This is a genomic window from Bacillus sp. FSL M8-0049 (assembly GCF_038593355.1).
Classification (GTDB): Bacteria; Bacillota; Bacilli; order Bacillales; family Bacillaceae; genus Bacillus; species Bacillus safensis.
In genome coordinates, this window is the sequence record NZ_CP151986.1 from 3,287,864 (window position 1) to 3,306,538 (window position 18,675).

An 18,675-nucleotide genomic window follows, 5' to 3' on the forward strand; every position below is an offset into this window, starting at 1 on the left:
TACAACTCCTTTTCTGTCATCTTCCGGTGAACTTTGCACACTTCCTACAATTCTACATAAAAAGACATCATCTTTCAATATGATTCGCAAATCCTACAAAAAAAACCCACATGCCAAATATAGGCAAATGGGTCTGTTTTTTAATAATCTAATTCGTTATATAGAGGGAAACGGGCCGTAAGATCAGATACACGCTTTTTCGCCTCTTCTAATTTCGCTTCATCTTCATGATGCTTTAGCGCAAGTGCAATAATGGAACCGACTTCTTTCATCGCTTCTTGATCAAAACCGCGGCTTGTTACTGCTGCTGTACCTACACGTACACCACTTGTGACAAATGGTTTCTCTGGATCATAAGGAATTGCATTTTTGTTCACTGTAATACCGATTTCATCAAGAACGTTTTCTGCAATTTTTCCTGTGATGCCAAGAGAACGCAAGTCGATGAGAACAAGATGGTTATCTGTTCCGCCAGATACAAGCTGAATATCTTCAGATAAAAGAGTTTCAGCTAGTTGTTTTGCATTATCAATGACGTTTTGTGCATATGTTTTGAAATCTCCGTTCAATACTTCACCGAAAGAAACAGCTTTTGCAGAGATGACATGCATCAGTGGTCCACCTTGAATACCAGGGAAAATCGATTTGTCGATCTTTTTACCAAACTCTTCACGGCATAGAATCATTCCGCCGCGAGGTCCGCGTAATGTTTTGTGAGTTGTCGTTGTCACAAAATCTGCGTAAGGAACTGGATTTGGATGAAGACCTGCTGCAACAAGACCAGCAATGTGAGCCATGTCGACCATAAAGTAAGCACCGACTTCATCAGCAATCTCACGGAACTTTTTGAAATCAATTTGACGTGGGTATGCACTTGCACCCGCAACGATAAGTTTCGGCTTATGTTCACGTGCTTTTTCAAGTACATCTTGATAGTCGATATGCTGAGTTTCTTTATCTACACCATATTCTACAAAGTTGTACTGTACACCACTAAAGTTTACAGGGCTTCCGTGTGTTAAATGCCCGCCATGTGATAAGTTCATGCCCAGTACTGTATCGCCATGCTCAAGAATTGTAAAGTATACGGCCATGTTCGCTTGAGCACCTGAGTGAGGCTGTACGTTCACATACTCAGCGCCAAAAATTTCTTTTGCGCGGTCACGTGCGATATCTTCCACAACGTCTACATGTTCACAGCCGCCATAGTAGCGTTTACCAGGATAGCCCTCAGCGTATTTGTTAGTTAATACAGAGCCCTGTGCTTCCATGACTGCTTCGCTTACGAAGTTTTCTGATGCAATTAATTCGATTTTGTCCTGCTGGCGTTTCCGCTCTAGTTGAATTGCTTTGAATACTTGTGCGTCTTGCTCAGGTAAATGTTTCATCAGCGAAATCCTCTCCAATCTATTTCCATTCGATGTTTTCACCATCTCATTGTACACGGTTTTTGAGTAAAATGTAAAAGTTTTTTTTGGAAAATCGACTTCTTTATTATGAAAACCCGAATATTCAAGTGGTAAAGCGTCTTCATCATTCAACATTATATTAGAAATATATCGAAGCTATGATCTTGTATAAACGGCTCGTTCTCCGCCAATCAGCTTCGGACGCGTTTTCGCAAAAGTCACATGTGCATGTCCTAATCGATGACGACTGAGGCGGACAGGTACAGCGACTCTCTTTAAGTGCATCCCAATTAACGTATCACCGATATCAATTCCAGCATGTGCCTCAATGCATTCGACTAATACAGGATGTTCCATTTGCTGATACGCATGCGCCGCCATCGAACCACCTGCCTTGCGGACAGGTACTGCAGCTACGATCTCCAGGTTAAAACGGAAAGCCGCTTCTTCTTCAACAACAAGGGCACGATTTAGATGTTCACAGCATTGAAAGGCGAGCTCGATGCCGGTCTCTCGTCTTAACTGATCCAATTCTTGATAGATAGAGGCAGCAATTTGCTCACTTCCTGCAGTACCAATATGCTCACCAGCCACTTCTGACGTACTGCAGCCAATGACTAAGATTTGCCCGGCACGCAATTCAACTGTTTGATGAAACTCTTTTAACATTTCAAGCCAATCTTGACCAATGTTCATGTTAAGCGCTCCTTATAGGTGCTTTTCTTCGTAATCAGCAATTTTGCCAATCCGCACAGCATGGCGTCCTGCTGTAAACTCTGTCGTCAGCCAAATGTGCGCAATCTCACGTGCTAATCCTGGCCCAATCACTCGCTCTCCCATCGCAAGAACGTTCGTATCATTATGTTCTCTCGTTGCTTTCGCACTAAATGTATCATGAGCCAATGCACAGCGAATTCCTTTTACTTTATTTGCTGAGATGCTCATGCCGATGCCTGTCCCACAAATTAAAATGCCGCGGTCGACTTCTCCGTTTGCCACCATATTGGCTACAGGGAAAGCATAATCTGGGTAGTCTACGGAACCTGATCCGCATTCACAACCCATATCAATGTATTCAATCTTCAATTCATCCATCAGTTGTTTGATTTCTTCACGAATATTCGTTCCGCCGTGATCGGATGCAATGGCTACTTTCATCGGGCAATTCCTCCTAAGGGTGAGTTGATCTGTTATGTCTTACATTCATTCTTTATTTACAGTTATATTTTAACCTCTGCCTAGTGATTTGCAAACAATAGCAGAAAAACCGTTGAGGCAACGGTTTTACAGGTTATCTATTATGATGATCTTTTTTCAGCTTCTCAGCAAGCTGATACAGTAAGGCTTCTAGTTCATCTCGTGTTTCCTGATAAACAGAAAGACTTCCTCCAAACGGATCGGATACATCGCCTTCTGTTCCTGTCGCAAATTCCTTTAAAGTGAAGACCTTGCCTTTTGCATGCGCATATTGCTCTGCAATCAACTGTTTATGCTGCATCGTCATCGTGAAGACGTAATGAGCTTCGCGCAGAAGATCCTCTGTCAATTTTAATGATGAGTGATTTAGTGGAATGCTTTTCTCAAATAATGCTTCGATCGCTTGAGGAGAAGCCTTCCCTTCATCGGAGGCAAAAATGCCCGCTGATTTTACAGTGACCTCTAAACCTTTTTCATCTGCAATTGAAGCAAAAAGGGCTTGAGCCATTGGACTTCTGCATGTATTTCCCGTACAAACAAATAAGATTTTCATCTTTCGCCCTCCTTTTCTTCTATTATATAGCATTTCATTCTACATGTTATGTAAGGAGATTGGCTAGAGCGGAAATAATAATTTGATACCAAAGGCTAGTAAAATGATTCCGCCAAGCGCGCCGCTATATGAACCAACCCATGACCGAACCTGTTTACCGAGTAATAATCCGAGCCATGTGAGGAGCATACTAAAAAAACCAAACAATAATATAGTCATCCACACCTGGGAACCGTAAATCCCAAGACTTAAACCAACGGAGAAGCTGTCTAGGCTTACACTTGTAGCAAAAAGAACGAGACCAGCCCCAACAGGTGCGATAAAGGGCTTATCCTCTTTGCGGATAGAAGCAACAATCATTTGCAGTCCCAGCACCAAAAGCAGCGCCCCGCCGATATAGGTGGCAAGAAGACCGAGCCATCCGGATAAGAGCTGACCTGTCAGCATGCCAAAAAGCGGCATAAACATATGAAATATCCCAATGACAAGTCCAATATAAATGATCTGGCGGAACCTCAGCTGAATCATCCCCATACCAAGTCCAACCGAAAAAGCATCCATCCCAAGTGCAAAAGCCATGATGCTGAGTGTCAGCAATTCGCCAGCTAGTTCGTTCATGTAAATCCCCCTTGGACACACATTCTTCTTTAACCTATGTTTGTCCAAGAAAGGTTAGAACTATTGGAACGAAGGGAGTGTACGCCCTCCTGCGGCTTTTTGCAGACGGTTCATAATGGCAGAACCAACTCCCTGCTCTGAGAAGGCTTCTGAAATAATCAAGTCTACATCTGTTTCATCAAATTGTCTCAGTACACGATAAAGGTTTGCAGCAACCGTTTCAGGTTTTTCTCTATATCCACAGCTGTACACAACATCTGCCGCAAACAGCGATTTCTTTTCTTCTGTTGTCAGCACTCCGACTTTTAGACCTTCAGCTTTGTATTTCTGTATGTGACGCTGCATATCTTCAACACTTCCATGAAAGATATACATCTTGGCTTCAGGTGCATAATGTGTGTATTTCATTCCCGGCGATACAGGCGCTTCGTCCTTTTTTGTCAGCCCTGGATCCACACTCACCGTCCCCACGACCTCTTCTAATGCTTCTTTTGTAATTCCGCCTGGTCTTAAAATCACTGGGGTCTCACCGGCACAGGATACAACCGTTGACTCAACGCCAATTCCAGTTGAACCGCCATCCACAATCCCAGCGATTCTCCCTTCGAGATCACTCGCTACATGGTCAGCTTGTGTTGGTGAAGGTTTTCCCGAACGATTGGCACTTGGTGCAGCAATTGGCAGACCAGCTGCTCGGATCAGCTCAAGCGCAATGGGATGGTCAGGCATTCTCACACCTACTGTGGATAAACCTGCTGTAACCTGCTTTGATAAAGTGCCCGGCTTACAAGGAAGAACGATGGTTAAGGCGCCCGGCCAAAAGGCATCCATCAGCGCCTTTGCTTTTTCGCTTTCTATTTGTGCAAATTCGTGAAGCTGCTGAACCTCCGCAATGTGAACAATCAACGGATTATCACTCGGACGCCCTTTCGCTTCATAAATTTTCATAACGGCTTCTGTCTCTTTCGCATTTGCCCCGAGTCCGTAAACGGTCTCTGTCGGGAACGCAACCACTTCATTTTGCTGCAGCAGATTGGCCGCCTGTTTAATTTGTGGATAGTATGTGGATAAATCCTTTTCTACATCCACAGACCACCTTTTTGTATTTAACATCATACAAACTCCTTTTAAAAAAAGATAAAACTGTTGATATATCTCAATTATCCTTTTGAAAGTATAAAAGATGATGATCAATAAAACAAGCGTTGTCCACAATTTGTGGATAACGCTTGTTTAATAGTGGATAAGTATGTGTATAAGTCCATCATTTTGTGATTAACTGCCTTTTTTTTGCAGGACCACAGCCTGTTCTTTCCCCAATGTCTCTTTTGCATGTGCTGAGCTCCATATGCTTTCTGGAATTTCCTCTAAAGGCGTAAAGCCCATTAATGCCAAAAAATCATGGGAAGAGGAATGGTTTGCGACGACATAAAAAGTATCCACACCCATTTTTTCACCGAGCGTTTGAACACTTTGGAACAAAGAGACAATGTGTCCCTGACCGAGCTTATCTGATATGACAAGAGACCGCAGCAATCCCTCTTGTTCATTGAGCTGTTCAAGACCTAAGCAGCCTGCCAGCTGACCATCCGCATCTTCCATCACTACAAATGCCGTTCGCTCCGCAAGTGTTACTCCGCCTTTTGCTTGTCCCTTTTCAAGAAAAGCATTGATCGCCGGGACATCTTGTTCTGTGGCTATTCTTAATTGATAATACATGCTTTCACCTCTTTTTGTTCTCTTACTTCAACTCTATGAGGCAAAAACCGATTTATACCTTTTTTAAGAGAAAAGACTAGAGACCCATTCAAACAAAAAGAACTTCACTTCACCTGTCTCTTCTTCCTCTTCTTTCACCACTTCATTAACAGACTCTTTCGTTTGCTGCGCTGTCACTTGTTTATCATCCTCCCCTTCTGGTGAGGCGATGGCTTCTCCGTTTGAAAAATCGATAAAGCAGAGCGGCGGAAATAACACACACCACCAGTTGGCTCCGTCTCCTTCTCCAAGCGTAATTAAAATGGCTTCATATTTCCCAGCAGGGTAGACGAAATTTCCATAGAGCTTTGTTGGAAATGAAGCTTTTTGAAAACTGACCGATACGGATTGATCTATGTGCTGTTCCTTCAATTTCGCTTTGGCGATACGATTGATTTCTGGCAGCTTTGATCGAATGACACGTCTTGCTTCTTCAATGGATGTGAGGTCTTTGACCCACTCTGTCATACTCGCATTGACCTCGTCACGAATACTTCTTTTCACATCCTGATCCGCTGAACGATCACTATTTGCTAAAATGCGTAATCGAATCGCTTCATCTGGTATGACAACAGGCTGATTTGCAGAAGCAGCCGCTGTCTCCTCTCTGCCAAGATTTGCAAAAGCACCGCATAATAATAGAAACATATAAAGACAAATCATCGTTTTACTTTTCAACATTGTGTGTTCCCCCCACTTTTTCTCTTCGCTACAAACATTGTGTCCAGGAAACCCATCTCATAAACAGTCAACATGATTTTTTTAATAGATTATGAGTCAAAAACAAAAAAGCCGTTCTCATTAAGAACGACTTTTGAGTGAGGATTGGTAGTCAGAAGGGTATAGTCTCCCATCCCAATCTCGGCTGATTTTTAAACCAGATTCTGTTTTGATGACAGTCATGGCTCCTTTTTTCTCGATTTCTTTTTTGACTTTTCCTTTTTGATCGATAAATTGGATCACCATTTCATAGTTAAATTCAATTCTGTCATCGCTTTCATCTGAAGGCGTAAACGTAATTTTCTTCAGCTTGATTTGACAATCTTGATCCTTTGCCGCTTCTAATATGCTCGGGAACATGCTGTCTTGTGTATATTCTTGATATTCATGTTCGGTTAAATAAACCTTCAGCTTCTCTTTCATGTCAAATAGGTCATCCGTTCGATTCACTGTGTATTGTGCTTTTTTATAGCTTTCTCCAAATGCTGCTGCCTCTTTTTTAAAGCTCGGTTTACCACAAGCACTCACAATCAATAGTACACTGACGATGACCAACACCATCGCATACCTTTTGTTCACACCATTCGCTCCTTCAAAACAAATTTATGTAAAAAATCATGATCAGAATGTTCATTCTTCTATATATACGTTTCTCTTTTACCATAAGTTTCATCTTTACATAATAAAATAGTCCGGCTTTCTTCAGCCGGACTTTCCGTTTTGAATGTGTGCGCAAACAGCTCGATCTTTTCCGTTAATATCTTTGACGATGCAGACATCCGCTTTAGGAAATGCCTGCTCAAGAAGCGCTGTGACATCTTGACCTTGCGTATGTCCAATTTCAAAGACAACAACTGCCTGCTCTCTCAGCACGCTAGGAAGATCATGAACGAGACGCTGATAAAACCACAAGCCATCACGTCCGTCCGTCAGCGCATTCGCCGGCTCATGCTTTGTCACAACCTCAGACAAACTGTCCATTTCTTCCGCCGCAATGTAGGGTGGATTGGAAATAAATACGTCCACTTTCATGCCTTGAGCTATAACAGGTTCAAGTAAATCCCCATGTAAAAAATGAACGTCTGCACCGAGCGCTTGTTGATTCCGTTTTGCTACCGCAAGTGCTTCTTGCGAGATATCAGTCGCTGTGACAGATAGTGATTTTTTTTCAAGAGCCAGCGTAATCGCAATAGCCCCGCTTCCTGTGCCAACGTCAACTGCTTTGAGCGGCTGATCGGGCGGGAAAACGTCACCTACTAAATGGAGCGCTGCCAAAACAACTTCTTCCGTTTCAGGACGAGGGATGAGAACATGCTTGTTCACCTCGAAAGGACGTCCGTAAAAGAATTCAACTCCCGTTAAATGCTGAATAGGAACACCAGCCTTGTGCTGCGTCACAAATTTGCTGAACAGGTGATCTTGCTCCTCAGGCAGCGAATCATGAAAACGTGCAAGAAGCTCACTTCTGCTCCAGCCAAGTACATGCATCAAAAGAAGCTCTGCTGCATTTTGGTCTCTTCCAGCTTCCGTTAACAAAGAAGAAGCCCATTTAAGGGCTTCAAAAATTGTTCGCTCTTTATTTTGCATTTTGAAGCTTTCTTGCTTGGTCTTCCATAATTAATGCATCAATGACCTCGTCAAGTTTTCCTTCTAAAATTTGATCAAGCTTTTGAATCGTCAACCCGATACGGTGATCTGTTACACGGTTTTGCGGGAAGTTGTACGTACGGATACGCTCTGAACGATCCCCTGTTCCAACCGCAGATTTACGCGTTTGATCATATTCAGCCTGTGCTTCACGCTGGAATTTATCATAAATTCTCGCACGCAGTACTTTCATGGCTTTTTCTTTGTTTTTGATTTGCGACTTCTCATCCTGACAGGATACAACCACACCTGTTGGAAGGTGAGTTAATCGAACTGCAGACATGGTCGTATTGACACTTTGTCCGCCAGGTCCGCTAGATGTGAAAGTATCTACACGGATGTCTTTTTCATGGATATCAATTTCTACTTCTTCAGCCTCAGGCAATACAGCAACTGTCGCTGTTGATGTATGAATTCGTCCGCCTGATTCCGTTTCCGGAACACGCTGCACGCGGTGTGCGCCGTTTTCAAATTTCAGTTTGGAGTATGCGCCTTTCCCGCTGATCATAAAGATAATCTCTTTATAACCGCCTGTGCCTGTGACACTCGCTTCCATCACTTCCGTTTTCCAGCCTTGCATTTCAGCATAACGACTGTACATGCGGTAAAGGTTTCCGGCAAAAAGAGCAGCTTCTTCTCCACCCGCTGCACCACGAACCTCCACAATAACGTTTTTGTTGTCATTCGGATCTTTCGGGATCAGCAAGATTTTCAGCTCGTCTTCTAAACGTTCCGTTTCCTCTGTGAGCTCTGAAATTTCTTCTTTGACCATGTCGCGCATCTCGGCATCCAGCTTCTCTTCCAGCATTGCTTTCGCGTCATTCAGCTGGTCGTATGCCGCACGATATTGTCTATATACCTCAACAGTTTCTTGAATATCGGATTGCTCCTTTGAATATTCACGAAGCTTCGTAGGGTCGTTCACCACTTCAGGGTCACTTAAATATTCATTTAGCTTTTCATAGCGTTCTTCAATTGATTTTAAACGGTCTAACATGGTCTTCACCTCTGTTTTGTGCGTAACAGTCTAATTATAGTATAGCGGGGTATGACAGTCAAAAAAATTTCCAAAACAATTGATTTCCTGCAATTTTTCGCTAGAAAACACGATCTTTGGCGATTGGTTACTTGTTTTGTCTAACGTGAAGGAACAGGTCCTCCTTAAAGAGAATGGTACTTGTAATTGAAAAAAGGGAGGGCATTTGGTTTGAATACAAATGAGGTTGCAAAGGAAATTGGTGTTTCTTCAAAGACGATTCAGCGTTGGGTCAAACAGCTCAACATCCCTGTCGCCCGGAATGAACTTGGACATTATGAATTTCATGAAGACATTGTACAGCTGCTCAAAGAGGTCAAACACCAGATGAGTGAAGGTGTAATCCTCCAAGACATTCAACTGCCAATCCATAAGGAAACCGTCCGTCAATCAGCACCTGCTGCCCAAACTGATGTCTCCATACAACGGATTGAAGCATTAGAAAAACAGGTGAAAGAGCTTATTCAGCAGCAATTACACGTCAATAATGTAGAAGACCGCCTGCAAGAGCTTGAACGGAAATTGGCTAAAAAAGCAGATGAAGGTGTATCGTATCAGCTGCTTCAGCACCGCAGAGAAATTGAAGATTTATCCACTAAATTTGACCGCCTCACCGCAGCCTTGAAACAACCATCACAAGTAGAAGAAAAAAAGGAAATCGCACACCCTGACATCAAAAAAAAGCGTGTACTCTTCCCTCTGTTTCATTCATTTCGTTAAGAAAGGCTGCCTCGATAGGCAGCCTTTCTACTATATTATACGGTAAGTGCAATAATGATCGGTAATGTGATGAGTGACATGATGGCACTGATCACAAATGCGGATGCAGTTTCCGCCTCTTGTTTTTCAAATCGTGTTGCGATCATCGCTGCAACAGCTGAACCTGGGAAGGCAACAAGCAATACAGCTTTTGTAATTTCATCAGCCGAAAGACCCATAAGAACGGCAATGAAATACATAAGTAATGGTTGTACAGCTACTTTTAGCAATGCAATACTGAAGGCTGGCAAGCTTAATTTAATTTTTCGGATACCAACAGTGACACCGACTGCGAATAGCGCAACCCCTGATGTAACGCTGCCAATTTCCTCCAACATTTCATGTCCGATTGCAGGAAGTTTAAATCCTAAAAGAACAAGAATGATACTGGCTAACGGCGCAAGTGCAAGCGGCTCTGATAAACCGTGCAAAATTGCTTTTGTCGTCATTTTTAGGAAACTTTCGCCTTCTTTGGCTTTTCCTTTTGTTTTTTCACCGACAGTTGACACAATAATAGCAATTGGATCAAGCAATGCATTTACAACTATTCCGGTAATCGCAATCGGAATTGCGACTTCTTGAGCCCCAAATAAACTGCCCAAGACCGGAATCCCCATAAATGCAAAGGTCGGTTGTGCTGAGTTTAATGAGAAAACAGAAGAATCTGTTAAATCATATTTAAAAGCAAATTTTGTAACTAAAAGGATAATGATATAAAAACCAACAATTCCGAAAATCAATGCAACGAAAAATGGAATTTGACTATAGAATTTATCTTTTGGTGTTGACAGAATACTGGCGATAAAGTGCGCTGGTAAAGCATACTTTGTAACAAGTGTACTTACACCTTTTGCAGATTTAGCGTCATAGCTGCCGAAGTTCCCTGCGAACCAACCCAGCGCGATAACGAAAAAAATCGGTGCTAGGAGGATCAAAATATTTAAAAAGTCCACCTTACTCTTCCTCCTTAAATCCTTTACGTGTTTCTTTTTTTATTGCGGCATTGCTTAAATTACCCGAAGCAATGCCGCGTTACACATTTTATTATGCTCTTACAATTTTTTTATATTCAGGAATCCACATTGCGTCTTTCACAGCTTGTTCGATGTTATCAGGTGTTCTTCTAGCGACACCATCTTTAATTGCTGCTTTCGCTACTTCAACAGCCACATGAATTGACACTTCTTGCAATTTATCAATACTTGGAAGAAGACCAGCACCTGGTTTCTCATGATCAACCATTTCAGCAATTGCATTCGCAGAAGCAACGAACATGCCTTTTGTGATGATTTTTGATTCTGTTACGATTGAACCAAGACCAAGTCCAGGGAAAACGAACGCATTGTTTGATTGTCCGATTTCATGTTCAATTCCGTTATACTCAACGTTTTCGAACGGGCTTCCTGTTGCAACAAGCGCACGGCCGTCAGTCCATTTGAATAGATCCTCTGGCACAGCTTCAGCAAGCGGTGTTGGGTTAGACATTGGCATGATCACTGGACGCTCTGTATGAGCTGCCATTTCTTTAATGATTTCTTCAGTGAATGCGCCGCCTTGACCTGATGTACCGATAAGGATCGTCGGCTTCACCCTGCGAACAGTTTCAGCAAATGAGATTTGTCCTTTTTCATCGCGTGCCCAGCCTTCTACTTCATCAGAAGTACGAAGGTATGGTTTTTGGAAATCAAGTACTTCATCTTCAAATTGATCTGTTAGCAATCCTCTGTAGTCTAATGTCCAGAATGCATTGTTTGCTTCTTCTTCTGTTAGACCTTCAAGAACCATTGTGTCACGCATTTGATCTGCAATTCCGATACCAGCTGATCCAGCTCCGAAGATGACAACACGGTGATCTTTCAATTCAGTACCAGTTTTCTTGACAGCTGCAAGAACACCCGCTAAAGTAATGGCACCAGTACCTTGAATATCATCGTTGAACGTTAAGATGTTATCGTTGTATTTTTTCATGATGTTACGCGCATTTTTGTTTCCAAGGTCTTCCCAGTGAAGCAATGCTTTCGGGAAGAATTTAAGTGCTGCTTTCACATAAGCATCAATGAATTCTTCGTATTTTTCACCTTGTACACGTTTGTGATGGTTCCCGATGTATAATGGATCATTCAATAATTTTTCATTGTTTGTTCCAACATCTAATACAACTGGAATCACGCGGCTAGGATCAATACCTGCTGCAGCCGTGTAAACAGCTAATTTACCGATTGCGATATTGATACCACCAACACCCCAGTCACCAATTCCAAGAATACTCTCAGAGTCAGTTGCAACGATGAGGTCAATATCTCCAGCAGTTGCGTGTAAGTTTTCAAATGCTTTCTCGATTCCGTCAATGTCATCGATTGAAAGATAGACACCATGAGGTCTTCTGTATTCATGGCTGTATTCTTGGATCGCTTCACCAACAGTTGGTGTGTACACAACCGGAAGCATTTCACGAAGCTTTTCTGTTAGAAGCTTGTAGAACAATACTTCGTTACGGTTTTGCAAATCACTTAAGTATACGTTTTGACGAAGACGATCCGGCTGAGCTAGAAACTGCTTGTACGCTCTTTCTGCTTGCTGTTCTAAAGTTAGAACCGTTGGAGGTAGTAAGCCTTCTAGTCCAAGCTCTTGTCTTTCTTCTTCAGAGAAAGCAACGCCTTTGTTCAACGTTGGAATCGATAATACATCTTTACCTGTCAAAGTGGTTTCGAGGTACCCTTCTTTTGTTTTCTTCACGTTGTTCATCAAAAACTACCCTCTTTCTAAAATATAAATAAAGTGAACTATTAATCCAAAGAACGATTAAGGAGAAAAATCCTTAATCAAAAAAATTATGACAAGAAATCGAACTTTTCGTTTAAATGCTTTACACTACAGTTAGTCATTTTATGCCTGCTTATGACAAAACGCAAGCGTTGAAAATTAGATAATTTAATCGTAGTGTTATTTAATTTATTTAAGTACAAATGATGGGTGTTCAGCCAAAATCTCGAAAAACGAAACACAGCGGCATTTGCTATTTTTTATTTGTCAAGTGTTGTACCAACATCAAGTCTTGGTACTTCATGGTGATGTCTGCATCGTGCTTCGTATGATTCCTGCGCACCTACTAAAATAATAGGATCATCATAGGATGCGGGTTTACCGTCGATCAAGCGTTGTGTTCTACTCGCTGGGGAGCCGCATACCGAACAAACTGCTTGAAGTTTTGTTACAAGCTCTGCACATGCCATTAAATGCGGAACAACACCAAATGGCTCTCCTCTGAAGTCTTGATCCAGGCCTGCAACAATGACTCGGTAGCCTTGGTCAGCCAATTGAGTGACAATGTCAATGATTGTCTCATCAAAAAATTGCACCTCATCAATGCCAATGACATCGGTTCTTTCTGATATGTGCGTTATTATGTCTAATGGTGAGGCTACTGCAATCCCATCTAATGATGAACCGTTATGTGACACAACTGAGCTTGTACTATATCGGTTATCAATTGCTGGTTTGAATATTTTTACTTCTTGTTTGGCAAAGGTGGCCCTTTTGGCTCTCCGAATCAATTCTTCCGACTTTCCAGAAAACATACTGCCGCAGATGACTTCAAGCCAACCGCTTTGTTTCATCACATACATAAGGTCTTCTCCCCCGTTTTAAAGTTCCATCAATCCACGTAAAAAAACAGGCAAGAACGGATTCCTGCCTGTTTATTGTATCTATTATTACTTAAGACCGTATTTTTTGTTAAAGCGGTCAACACGTCCATCAGCAGAAGCGAATTTTTGACGGCCTGTATAGAAAGGATGGCACTCAGAGCAAATCTCGATGCGTACCTCTTCTTTTACTGATCCAGTTTCAAACTCATTTCCACAAGCGCATTTGACTGTAGCTTTTTTGTAGTTAGGATGAATTCCTGTTTTCATCTACTGTCATCTCCTTCCGCCCTGAATCCAATTCGGAAACAGAGTTAATATCTCAGAAATAAATTCTGAAACGCACATGATAAAATTATAACAGTGTGAGTCTATGATTGCAAATGTATTTTTTCAGGGAAGCTATCTTCTTGATGCAGACATATTGGCTTGTTTCCATTCTTGCGTTAAAATATCGAAAAATTCTTGGTTTGTCTTTGTTTTTCTCATTTTGCGCATGAACTTTTCAGCGAAGTCAGGTGTATCTGACATCGATTTTCTCATCGCCCATAAACGATCAAGATGCTCTTTTGGCACAAGCAGTTCTTCTTTTCTCGTACCAGAACGGCGAATGTCGATCGCAGGGAAAATTCTTCTTTCGGCCAAAGAACGGTCCAAATGAAGCTCCATGTTTCCAGTTCCTTTAAACTCCTCATAAATCACGTCATCCATACGTGATCCTGTATCAACAAGTGCAGTGGCTAAAATCGTCAAGCTTCCGCCTTCTTCAATGTTACGCGCAGCACCAAAGAAGCGTTTTGGACGATGAAAAGCCGCAGGATCAATACCGCCTGAAAGCGTTCGGCCGCTTGGCGGAATCACAAGGTTGTAAGCACGAGCAAGCCTTGTGATGCTGTCCATTAAGATGATGACATCTTTCTTATGTTCAACAAGACGCATAGCACGCTCTAAGACAAGCTCTGCTACTTTAATGTGGTTTTCCGGTACTTCGTCAAAGGTTGAACTAACAACATCCCCTGCAACAGAACGTTCGATATCTGTTACTTCTTCTGGGCGTTCGTCAATCAAAAGGACAATCAGCTCTGCCTCTGGGTGATTTTCAGAAATGCTGTTGGCAATTTCTTTAAGCAAAATGGTTTTTCCAGCCTTAGGCGGTGCAACGATTAAACCACGCTGTCCAAATCCAACTGGCGCCATCATGTCCATAATTCTAGTAGACAGGTGATTAGGCTGTGTTTCAAGAATCATTTGGCGGTCAGGAAATAGCGGTGTGAGTGCAGGAAAGTGAACACGTTCCTTTGCTGATTCTGGGTCGTCCCCATTTACCGCTTCTACATGAAGGAGGCCATAGTAGCGTTCATTTTCTTTTGGAGGTCTTACCTTTCCAGACACTTTATCTCCATTTCGTAAATCAAAGCGTCTGATTTGTGAAGCTGAAATATAAATGTCTTCAGAACTTGGGGAGTAGTTAATCGGTCTTAAGAAACCAAATCCCTCAGACTGAATAATTTCAAGAACCCCTTCCATAAATAAGAGATCCTCTTGCTCAGCGTTCGCCTTTAAGATGGCAAAAATTAATTCTTTTTTTGTTAGTTTGCTGTAATAAGAGATTTTGTATCGCTTTGCTAACTCATACAGCTCTTTTAATTTCATATTTTCCAAAGATGAAATCGAAACATCTTTCAATATGGACACCACACTTTTCTAGTCAATGTATTTCTTTACAAATGCATGACCATTGTATTTGATTAGCTTTTAATTCCGTTGTTGTTGGAATGACCTCGCTCTGATGGTAACGCTCCCACTCGTTTTATCGTGAAAGATAGGAACAATGTGAAATAGAGCTTTGTCAACATAGAGAAGGATAATGAGTATATCGTCATGATGCGGCAGTATTTAAACTTGTTGAAGCTTAAAAGAAGTAAATTCGCAGAAAATTTCGCAGCACTCTTTAGTTTTACCTCATTTGCAGAGAATATTCAACTTTTAAAAGAAAATGATATACATTTGACACCTATATGAAAAGCGGGTAATGAATACCCGCTTTCAGATTACGGACGAATGACAAGATTCGGTTTTTTCTTTAAGCTGTGTCTGCCGTCTACGAAACGAACCGTACCTGATTTCGCACGCATGACAACACTATGTGTTGTTCCAACAGAGCCTTTGAATTGAACACCTTTAAGCAATTCGCCGTCCGTTACACCTGTCGCTGCAAAAATGGCGTCATCTCCTTTTACGAGATCTTCCATTCTGAGGACTTTCCCAACATCCAGCCCCATTTTCTCACAGCGTCTGAGTTCTTCTTCACTTTGAGGAAGAAGCTTACCATGAATTTCGCCACCAAGTGCCTTTAACGCAACAGCAGAAAGGACACCCTCAGGCGCTCCGCCTGAACCAAATAGAATATCAACACCTGTGTGATCAAATGCTGTATTAATGGCTCCTGCAACGTCACCATCGTCGATCAGTTTAATTCTTGCTCCTGCTTCTCTCAGTTCAGCAATAATTTTCTCATGTCGATCTCTGTTTAAAATCGTTGCAACCACATCTTCAATATCTTTGTTTTTTGCTTTTGCAACAGCTCGAAGATTATCAATGACAGGCGCTTCAATGTCGATGCAGCCTACCGCTTCTGGACCTACTGCGATCTTATCCATGTACATATCAGGTGCATTCAGCAGATTGCCATGATCTGCAACCGCAATGACAGCTAAGGCATTCCAGCCGCCGCTTGCCACAATGTTTGTTCCTTCTAATGGATCAACAGCGACATCCACGCGAGGTCCATATCCGTTCCCAAGCTTTTCCCCAATATAAAGCATTGGTGCTTCGTCCATTTCTCCTTCGCCAATGACCACTGTCCCCTTCATCGGAATGGTGTCAAATACATCACGCATTGCACTTGTTGCAGCATCATCCGCTTCGTCTTTTAATCCTCTTCCCATCCAACGGGCAGATTTTAATGCAGCTGCTTCTGTCACCCGTACTAGTTCCATCGATAAACTTCTTTCCATTTTTGTCCAAATCTCCTCTCACAGTCAAAGCCTTATGAATTTTGAAGTTCTTCTATTTCTTGGTCATTCAGCTTTTCACGCCAGATGGTTGCACCCAAGCCTTCAAGCTTCTTCTCAAGCAAACTATATCCTCTGTCTATATGTTCAAGCCCTGTGATTTCGGTCACACCGTCTGCCATTAACCCTGCGACAACAAGACAAGCGCCTGCACGCAGATCACTTGCTTTGACCTTTGCTCCTTGGAGCTGCGTTTGTCCGGTAATAATAGCAGATCTTCCTTCGACCTTCATGTTTGCACCCATTCGGCGCAATTCGTCAATGTGCTTAAAGCGTGCTGAGTAGATCGTATCTGTGACCACACTCGTGCCTTTCGCTTTTGTTAACAGCGCCGTCATCGGCTGCTGAAGGTCAGTCGGAAAGCCCGGATACACAAGGGTTTTGATATCGACAGGCTTGAGTCCTTCGTTTCTGCCAACGATCAGCATCTGATCGTTGCTCGTTTCAATGGTGAACCCCATTTCTCTAAGTTTCGCCGTAATTGATTCTAAATGAGTTGGGATCACATTATCAAGTACAACTTCATCCCCCATCGCTGCACCAGCTATTAAAAATGTTCCTGCTTCGATGCGGTCAGGGATGATTGAATGCTTACAGCCATGAAGAGATTCTACACCTTCGATTCGAATGACATCGGTACCCGCACCTTTGATTTTGGCCCCCATGCTTGCAAGCAGTGTCGCTACATCAATAATTTCGGGTTCCTTTGCAGCATTTTCAATCACGGTTTTCCCTTCAGCCAGTACGGCTGCCAGCATGATGTTGATCGTCGCACCTACACTGACAACATCAAGATAAATCCGGGCTCCGACTAATTTTTCAGCACGCAAATAAATTGCACCCTGCTCGTTTGTCACCTCGGCTCCAAGTGCTTCAAACCCTTTGATATGCTGATCGATCGGCCTAGGCCCTAAGTGGCACCCTCCTGGCAGTCCGATGACAGCCTGCTTAAATCTGCCCAGCATGGCGCCCATTAAATAATAGGATGCACGCAGTTTCTTCACTTTTCCATTAGGAAGCGGCATACTAATCATGGAAACAGGATTAACAACCATTTCACCTTTTTCAAAAGTGACCTTTCCGCCAATTTCTTCTAACAGATCTCGCAATGTGTCGATATCTGATATATGCGGAAGGCCTTCAATGGTTACTGGAGAATCAGCAAGAATCGTGGCAGGAATCAGTGCTACAGCACTATTTTTCGCACCACTAATATGTACGGTCCCGCGCAAGGGATCACCGCCGGCAATGTTTAACTTTTCCATATTTGTCTCCCTTCTTAAAGAAGATCACTGTTGGAGTTATACTGTTTGTGGATGTCGCGCTTTAAAAGGTCTTGTCCAAAATTTAGCCAATATCAAGAGAAAGAATACAGGTTAAACGAAATTTGTCGGAAGAAAAATAATCGAAGCTTTGCGAGGCTGTGATGTTCTCTTCTTTGCACAAAACATTTCTTAGCGTTTATAAGGAAAACTATGGCAAACGAGAGACGATCCCGCCTGCCACAATCACTTATTTATTCCAGTCTGCTAAAAATTGCTCAATGCCTGCATCCGTTAATGGGTGTTTCGTCAGCTGCTTGATGACTTTCAGCGGCATTGTGCCGATATGAGCTCCTCTAAGCGCAGCTTCTGTCACATGCTGCGGATGACGAATGGATGCAGCAATGATTTGTGTATCTAATCCATGAACATCAAAAATAGTTTTCACTTCGCTGATGAGATCAAGACCATTTTGGCCAATGTCATCTAAGCGGCCAAGGAATGGAGAGACATACGTCGCACCAGCTCTAGCTGCAAGAAGTGCCTGATTTGCACTAAAAATCAATGTGACGTTTGTTTTAATTCCAAGGTCTGTTAATGCTTTGACAGCTTTAAGGCCATCTGTAGTCATTGGAATTTTGACCGTAATATTTGGTGCGATGGCAGCAAGCTCTTTTCCTTCTTCAATCATTTCCTCTGCTTTTAGGGAAATCACTTCTGCACTGACAGAACCTGATACCACGTCAGTGATTTCGCGAAGGCGGTCGTGGAATGATACGTCCTTTTCTTTCGCTACTAAACTAGGGTTTGTTGTGACGCCTGCTAAAATGCCAAGCTCGTGCGCCTCTTTGATGTCTTCAATATTCGCTGTATCTACGAAAAATAACATAACTGTGCCACTCTCCTATCAATAAATTGTCTGAAATGTAAATTTGATTGCGCTTTCTCAAGATATGGAGAAAACCGCCTGTGACTCAGGCGGCTTTCGGTTCTCATCA

20 protein-coding genes are annotated in these 18,675 nt (G+C 42.5%); 1 reads left to right on the top strand and 19 read right to left on the bottom strand.

Translation table 11 applies throughout. The features are described from left to right. Positions 1 to 140 precede the first annotated feature (140 nt). The 11 genes from glyA to prfA all read right to left on the bottom strand — a co-directional run bounded on the left by glyA (position 141) and on the right by prfA (position 8,899). The gene (gene glyA, locus NSU13_RS16985; protein WP_034281450.1) at positions 141 to 1,388 is read right to left on the bottom strand and encodes a serine hydroxymethyltransferase; all 1,248 of its coding nucleotides are present in this window, start codon (positions 1,386 to 1,388) and stop codon (positions 141 to 143) included. A 177-nt stretch (positions 1,389 to 1,565) separates the two neighbouring features. Next, positions 1,566 to 2,105, bottom strand: coding sequence for a TIGR01440 family protein (locus NSU13_RS16990; RefSeq protein ID WP_034281221.1), 540 nt, complete (start codon positions 2,103 to 2,105; stop codon positions 1,566 to 1,568). A gap of 12 nt (positions 2,106 to 2,117) precedes the next feature. Beyond that, complete coding sequence (rpiB, locus tag NSU13_RS16995; protein ID WP_003214714.1) at positions 2,118 to 2,567, bottom strand: ribose 5-phosphate isomerase B; 450 nt, start codon at positions 2,565 to 2,567, stop codon at positions 2,118 to 2,120. Between the two features lie 133 nt (positions 2,568 to 2,700). Then, positions 2,701 to 3,159 (bottom strand): low molecular weight protein arginine phosphatase, encoded by a 459-nt coding sequence (locus NSU13_RS17000; protein ID WP_342489659.1) that lies wholly within the window; start codon positions 3,157 to 3,159, stop codon positions 2,701 to 2,703. 63 nt (positions 3,160 to 3,222) lie between these two features. Beyond that, positions 3,223 to 3,777, bottom strand: coding sequence for a manganese efflux pump (locus tag NSU13_RS17005; RefSeq protein ID WP_024423735.1), 555 nt, complete (start codon positions 3,775 to 3,777; stop codon positions 3,223 to 3,225). Between the two features lie 60 nt (positions 3,778 to 3,837). Beyond that, positions 3,838 to 4,890 carry an L-threonylcarbamoyladenylate synthase gene (locus tag NSU13_RS17010; protein WP_342489660.1) on the bottom strand — a complete coding sequence of 351 codons (1,053 nt, stop codon included), beginning with the start codon at positions 4,888 to 4,890 and terminating at the stop codon, positions 3,838 to 3,840. 162 nt (positions 4,891 to 5,052) lie between these two features. After that, positions 5,053 to 5,496, bottom strand: a complete 444-nt coding sequence (locus NSU13_RS17015) for a general stress acyl- n-acyltransferase (RefSeq protein WP_034281223.1) — start codon at positions 5,494 to 5,496, stop codon at positions 5,053 to 5,055. 63 nt (positions 5,497 to 5,559) lie between these two features. Next, positions 5,560 to 6,213: a stage II sporulation protein R gene (gene spoIIR / locus NSU13_RS17020; protein WP_286072021.1), complete on the bottom strand. Its 654-nt coding sequence runs from the start codon at positions 6,211 to 6,213 to the stop codon at positions 5,560 to 5,562. A 123-nt stretch (positions 6,214 to 6,336) separates the two neighbouring features. Then, positions 6,337 to 6,816 (bottom strand): hypothetical protein, encoded by a 480-nt coding sequence (locus NSU13_RS17025; protein ID WP_326847872.1) that lies wholly within the window; start codon positions 6,814 to 6,816, stop codon positions 6,337 to 6,339. Between the two features lie 141 nt (positions 6,817 to 6,957). Continuing rightward, positions 6,958 to 7,842: a peptide chain release factor N(5)-glutamine methyltransferase gene (gene prmC / locus NSU13_RS17030; protein ID WP_268481145.1), complete on the bottom strand. Its 885-nt coding sequence runs from the start codon at positions 7,840 to 7,842 to the stop codon at positions 6,958 to 6,960. After that, on the bottom strand, positions 7,832 to 8,899 hold the full coding sequence (gene prfA / locus NSU13_RS17035; RefSeq protein WP_034281226.1) for a peptide chain release factor 1: 1,068 nt from the start codon (positions 8,897 to 8,899) through the stop codon (positions 7,832 to 7,834). Before prfA ends, prmC begins: the two co-directional genes overlap by 11 nt. 210 nt (positions 8,900 to 9,109) lie before the next feature. Here prfA and racA point away from each other — a divergent pair, with 210 nt between their 5' ends. Further along, positions 9,110 to 9,658 (top strand): chromosome-anchoring protein RacA, encoded by a 549-nt coding sequence (gene racA, locus NSU13_RS17040; protein WP_268481147.1) that lies wholly within the window; start codon positions 9,110 to 9,112, stop codon positions 9,656 to 9,658. A 35-nt stretch (positions 9,659 to 9,693) separates the two neighbouring features. On the opposite strand, the gene NSU13_RS17045 is transcribed toward racA, so the two are convergent. The 8 genes from NSU13_RS17045 to fsa all read right to left on the bottom strand — a co-directional run bounded on the left by NSU13_RS17045 (position 9,694) and on the right by fsa (position 18,566). Next, a complete protein-coding gene (locus NSU13_RS17045) occupies positions 9,694 to 10,650 on the bottom strand; it encodes an AEC family transporter (RefSeq protein ID WP_024423743.1) in 957 nt (318 codons plus the stop codon). A 91-nt stretch (positions 10,651 to 10,741) separates the two neighbouring features. Further along, positions 10,742 to 12,442, bottom strand: a complete 1,701-nt coding sequence (gene malS / locus NSU13_RS17050) for an oxaloacetate-decarboxylating malate dehydrogenase (RefSeq protein ID WP_034281228.1) — start codon at positions 12,440 to 12,442, stop codon at positions 10,742 to 10,744. A 278-nt stretch (positions 12,443 to 12,720) separates the two neighbouring features. Further along, entirely contained in the window at positions 12,721 to 13,323 is a 603-nt protein-coding gene (locus tag NSU13_RS17055; protein WP_342489661.1) for a thymidine kinase, read from the bottom strand. A gap of 87 nt (positions 13,324 to 13,410) precedes the next feature. Continuing rightward, a complete protein-coding gene (gene rpmE / locus NSU13_RS17060) occupies positions 13,411 to 13,611 on the bottom strand; it encodes a 50S ribosomal protein L31 (protein ID WP_003215407.1) in 201 nt (66 codons plus the stop codon). A gap of 132 nt (positions 13,612 to 13,743) precedes the next feature. Next, positions 13,744 to 15,027: a transcription termination factor Rho gene (gene rho, locus NSU13_RS17065; RefSeq protein WP_008354975.1), complete on the bottom strand. Its 1,284-nt coding sequence runs from the start codon at positions 15,025 to 15,027 to the stop codon at positions 13,744 to 13,746. Positions 15,028 to 15,392: 365 nt separating this feature from the next. Continuing rightward, a complete protein-coding gene (glpX, locus tag NSU13_RS17070; RefSeq protein ID WP_012011567.1) occupies positions 15,393 to 16,358 on the bottom strand; it encodes a class II fructose-bisphosphatase in 966 nt (321 codons plus the stop codon). A 32-nt stretch (positions 16,359 to 16,390) separates the two neighbouring features. Beyond that, a complete protein-coding gene (locus tag NSU13_RS17075) occupies positions 16,391 to 17,680 on the bottom strand; it encodes a UDP-N-acetylglucosamine 1-carboxyvinyltransferase (protein ID WP_024423746.1) in 1,290 nt (429 codons plus the stop codon). Between the two features lie 247 nt (positions 17,681 to 17,927). Continuing rightward, positions 17,928 to 18,566, bottom strand: a complete 639-nt coding sequence (gene fsa / locus NSU13_RS17080; protein WP_024426351.1) for a fructose-6-phosphate aldolase — start codon at positions 18,564 to 18,566, stop codon at positions 17,928 to 17,930. Positions 18,567 to 18,675 lie beyond the last annotated feature (109 nt).

What these genes read in the sequence shown, in the direction of transcription:
- NSU13_RS17025 (WP_326847872.1), bottom strand. Translation starts at nt 6,816, where the DNA reads ATGGTGTTGGTCATCGTCAGTGTACTATTGATTGTGAGTGCTTGTGGT.
- NSU13_RS17055 (WP_342489661.1), bottom strand. Translation starts at nt 13,323, where the DNA reads ATGTATGTGATGAAACAAAGCGGTTGGCTTGAAGTCATCTGCGGCAGT.
- NSU13_RS17000 (WP_342489659.1), bottom strand. Translation starts at nt 3,159, where the DNA reads ATGAAAATCTTATTTGTTTGTACGGGAAATACATGCAGAAGTCCAATG.
- prmC (WP_268481145.1), bottom strand. Translation starts at nt 7,842, where the DNA reads ATGCAAAATAAAGAGCGAACAATTTTTGAAGCCCTTAAATGGGCTTCT.
- NSU13_RS17075 (WP_024423746.1), bottom strand. Translation starts at nt 17,680, where the DNA reads ATGGAAAAGTTAAACATTGCCGGCGGTGATCCCTTGCGCGGGACCGTA.
- glpX (WP_012011567.1), bottom strand. Translation starts at nt 16,358, where the DNA reads ATGGAAAGAAGTTTATCGATGGAACTAGTACGGGTGACAGAAGCAGCT.
- NSU13_RS17005 (WP_024423735.1), bottom strand. Translation starts at nt 3,777, where the DNA reads ATGAACGAACTAGCTGGCGAATTGCTGACACTCAGCATCATGGCTTTT.
- prfA (WP_034281226.1), bottom strand. Translation starts at nt 8,899, where the DNA reads ATGTTAGACCGTTTAAAATCAATTGAAGAACGCTATGAAAAGCTAAAT.
- NSU13_RS17010 (WP_342489660.1), bottom strand. Translation starts at nt 4,890, where the DNA reads ATGTTAAATACAAAAAGGTGGTCTGTGGATGTAGAAAAGGATTTATCC.
- rpmE (WP_003215407.1), bottom strand. Translation starts at nt 13,611, where the DNA reads ATGAAAACAGGAATTCATCCTAACTACAAAAAAGCTACAGTCAAATGC.
- glyA (WP_034281450.1), bottom strand. Translation starts at nt 1,388, where the DNA reads ATGAAACATTTACCTGAGCAAGACGCACAAGTATTCAAAGCAATTCAA.
- malS (WP_034281228.1), bottom strand. Translation starts at nt 12,442, where the DNA reads ATGAACAACGTGAAGAAAACAAAAGAAGGGTACCTCGAAACCACTTTG.
- NSU13_RS16990 (WP_034281221.1), bottom strand. Translation starts at nt 2,105, where the DNA reads ATGAACATTGGTCAAGATTGGCTTGAAATGTTAAAAGAGTTTCATCAA.
- fsa (WP_024426351.1), bottom strand. Translation starts at nt 18,566, where the DNA reads ATGTTATTTTTCGTAGATACAGCGAATATTGAAGACATCAAAGAGGCG.
- NSU13_RS17015 (WP_034281223.1), bottom strand. Translation starts at nt 5,496, where the DNA reads ATGTATTATCAATTAAGAATAGCCACAGAACAAGATGTCCCGGCGATC.
- rpiB (WP_003214714.1), bottom strand. Translation starts at nt 2,567, where the DNA reads ATGAAAGTAGCCATTGCATCCGATCACGGCGGAACGAATATTCGTGAA.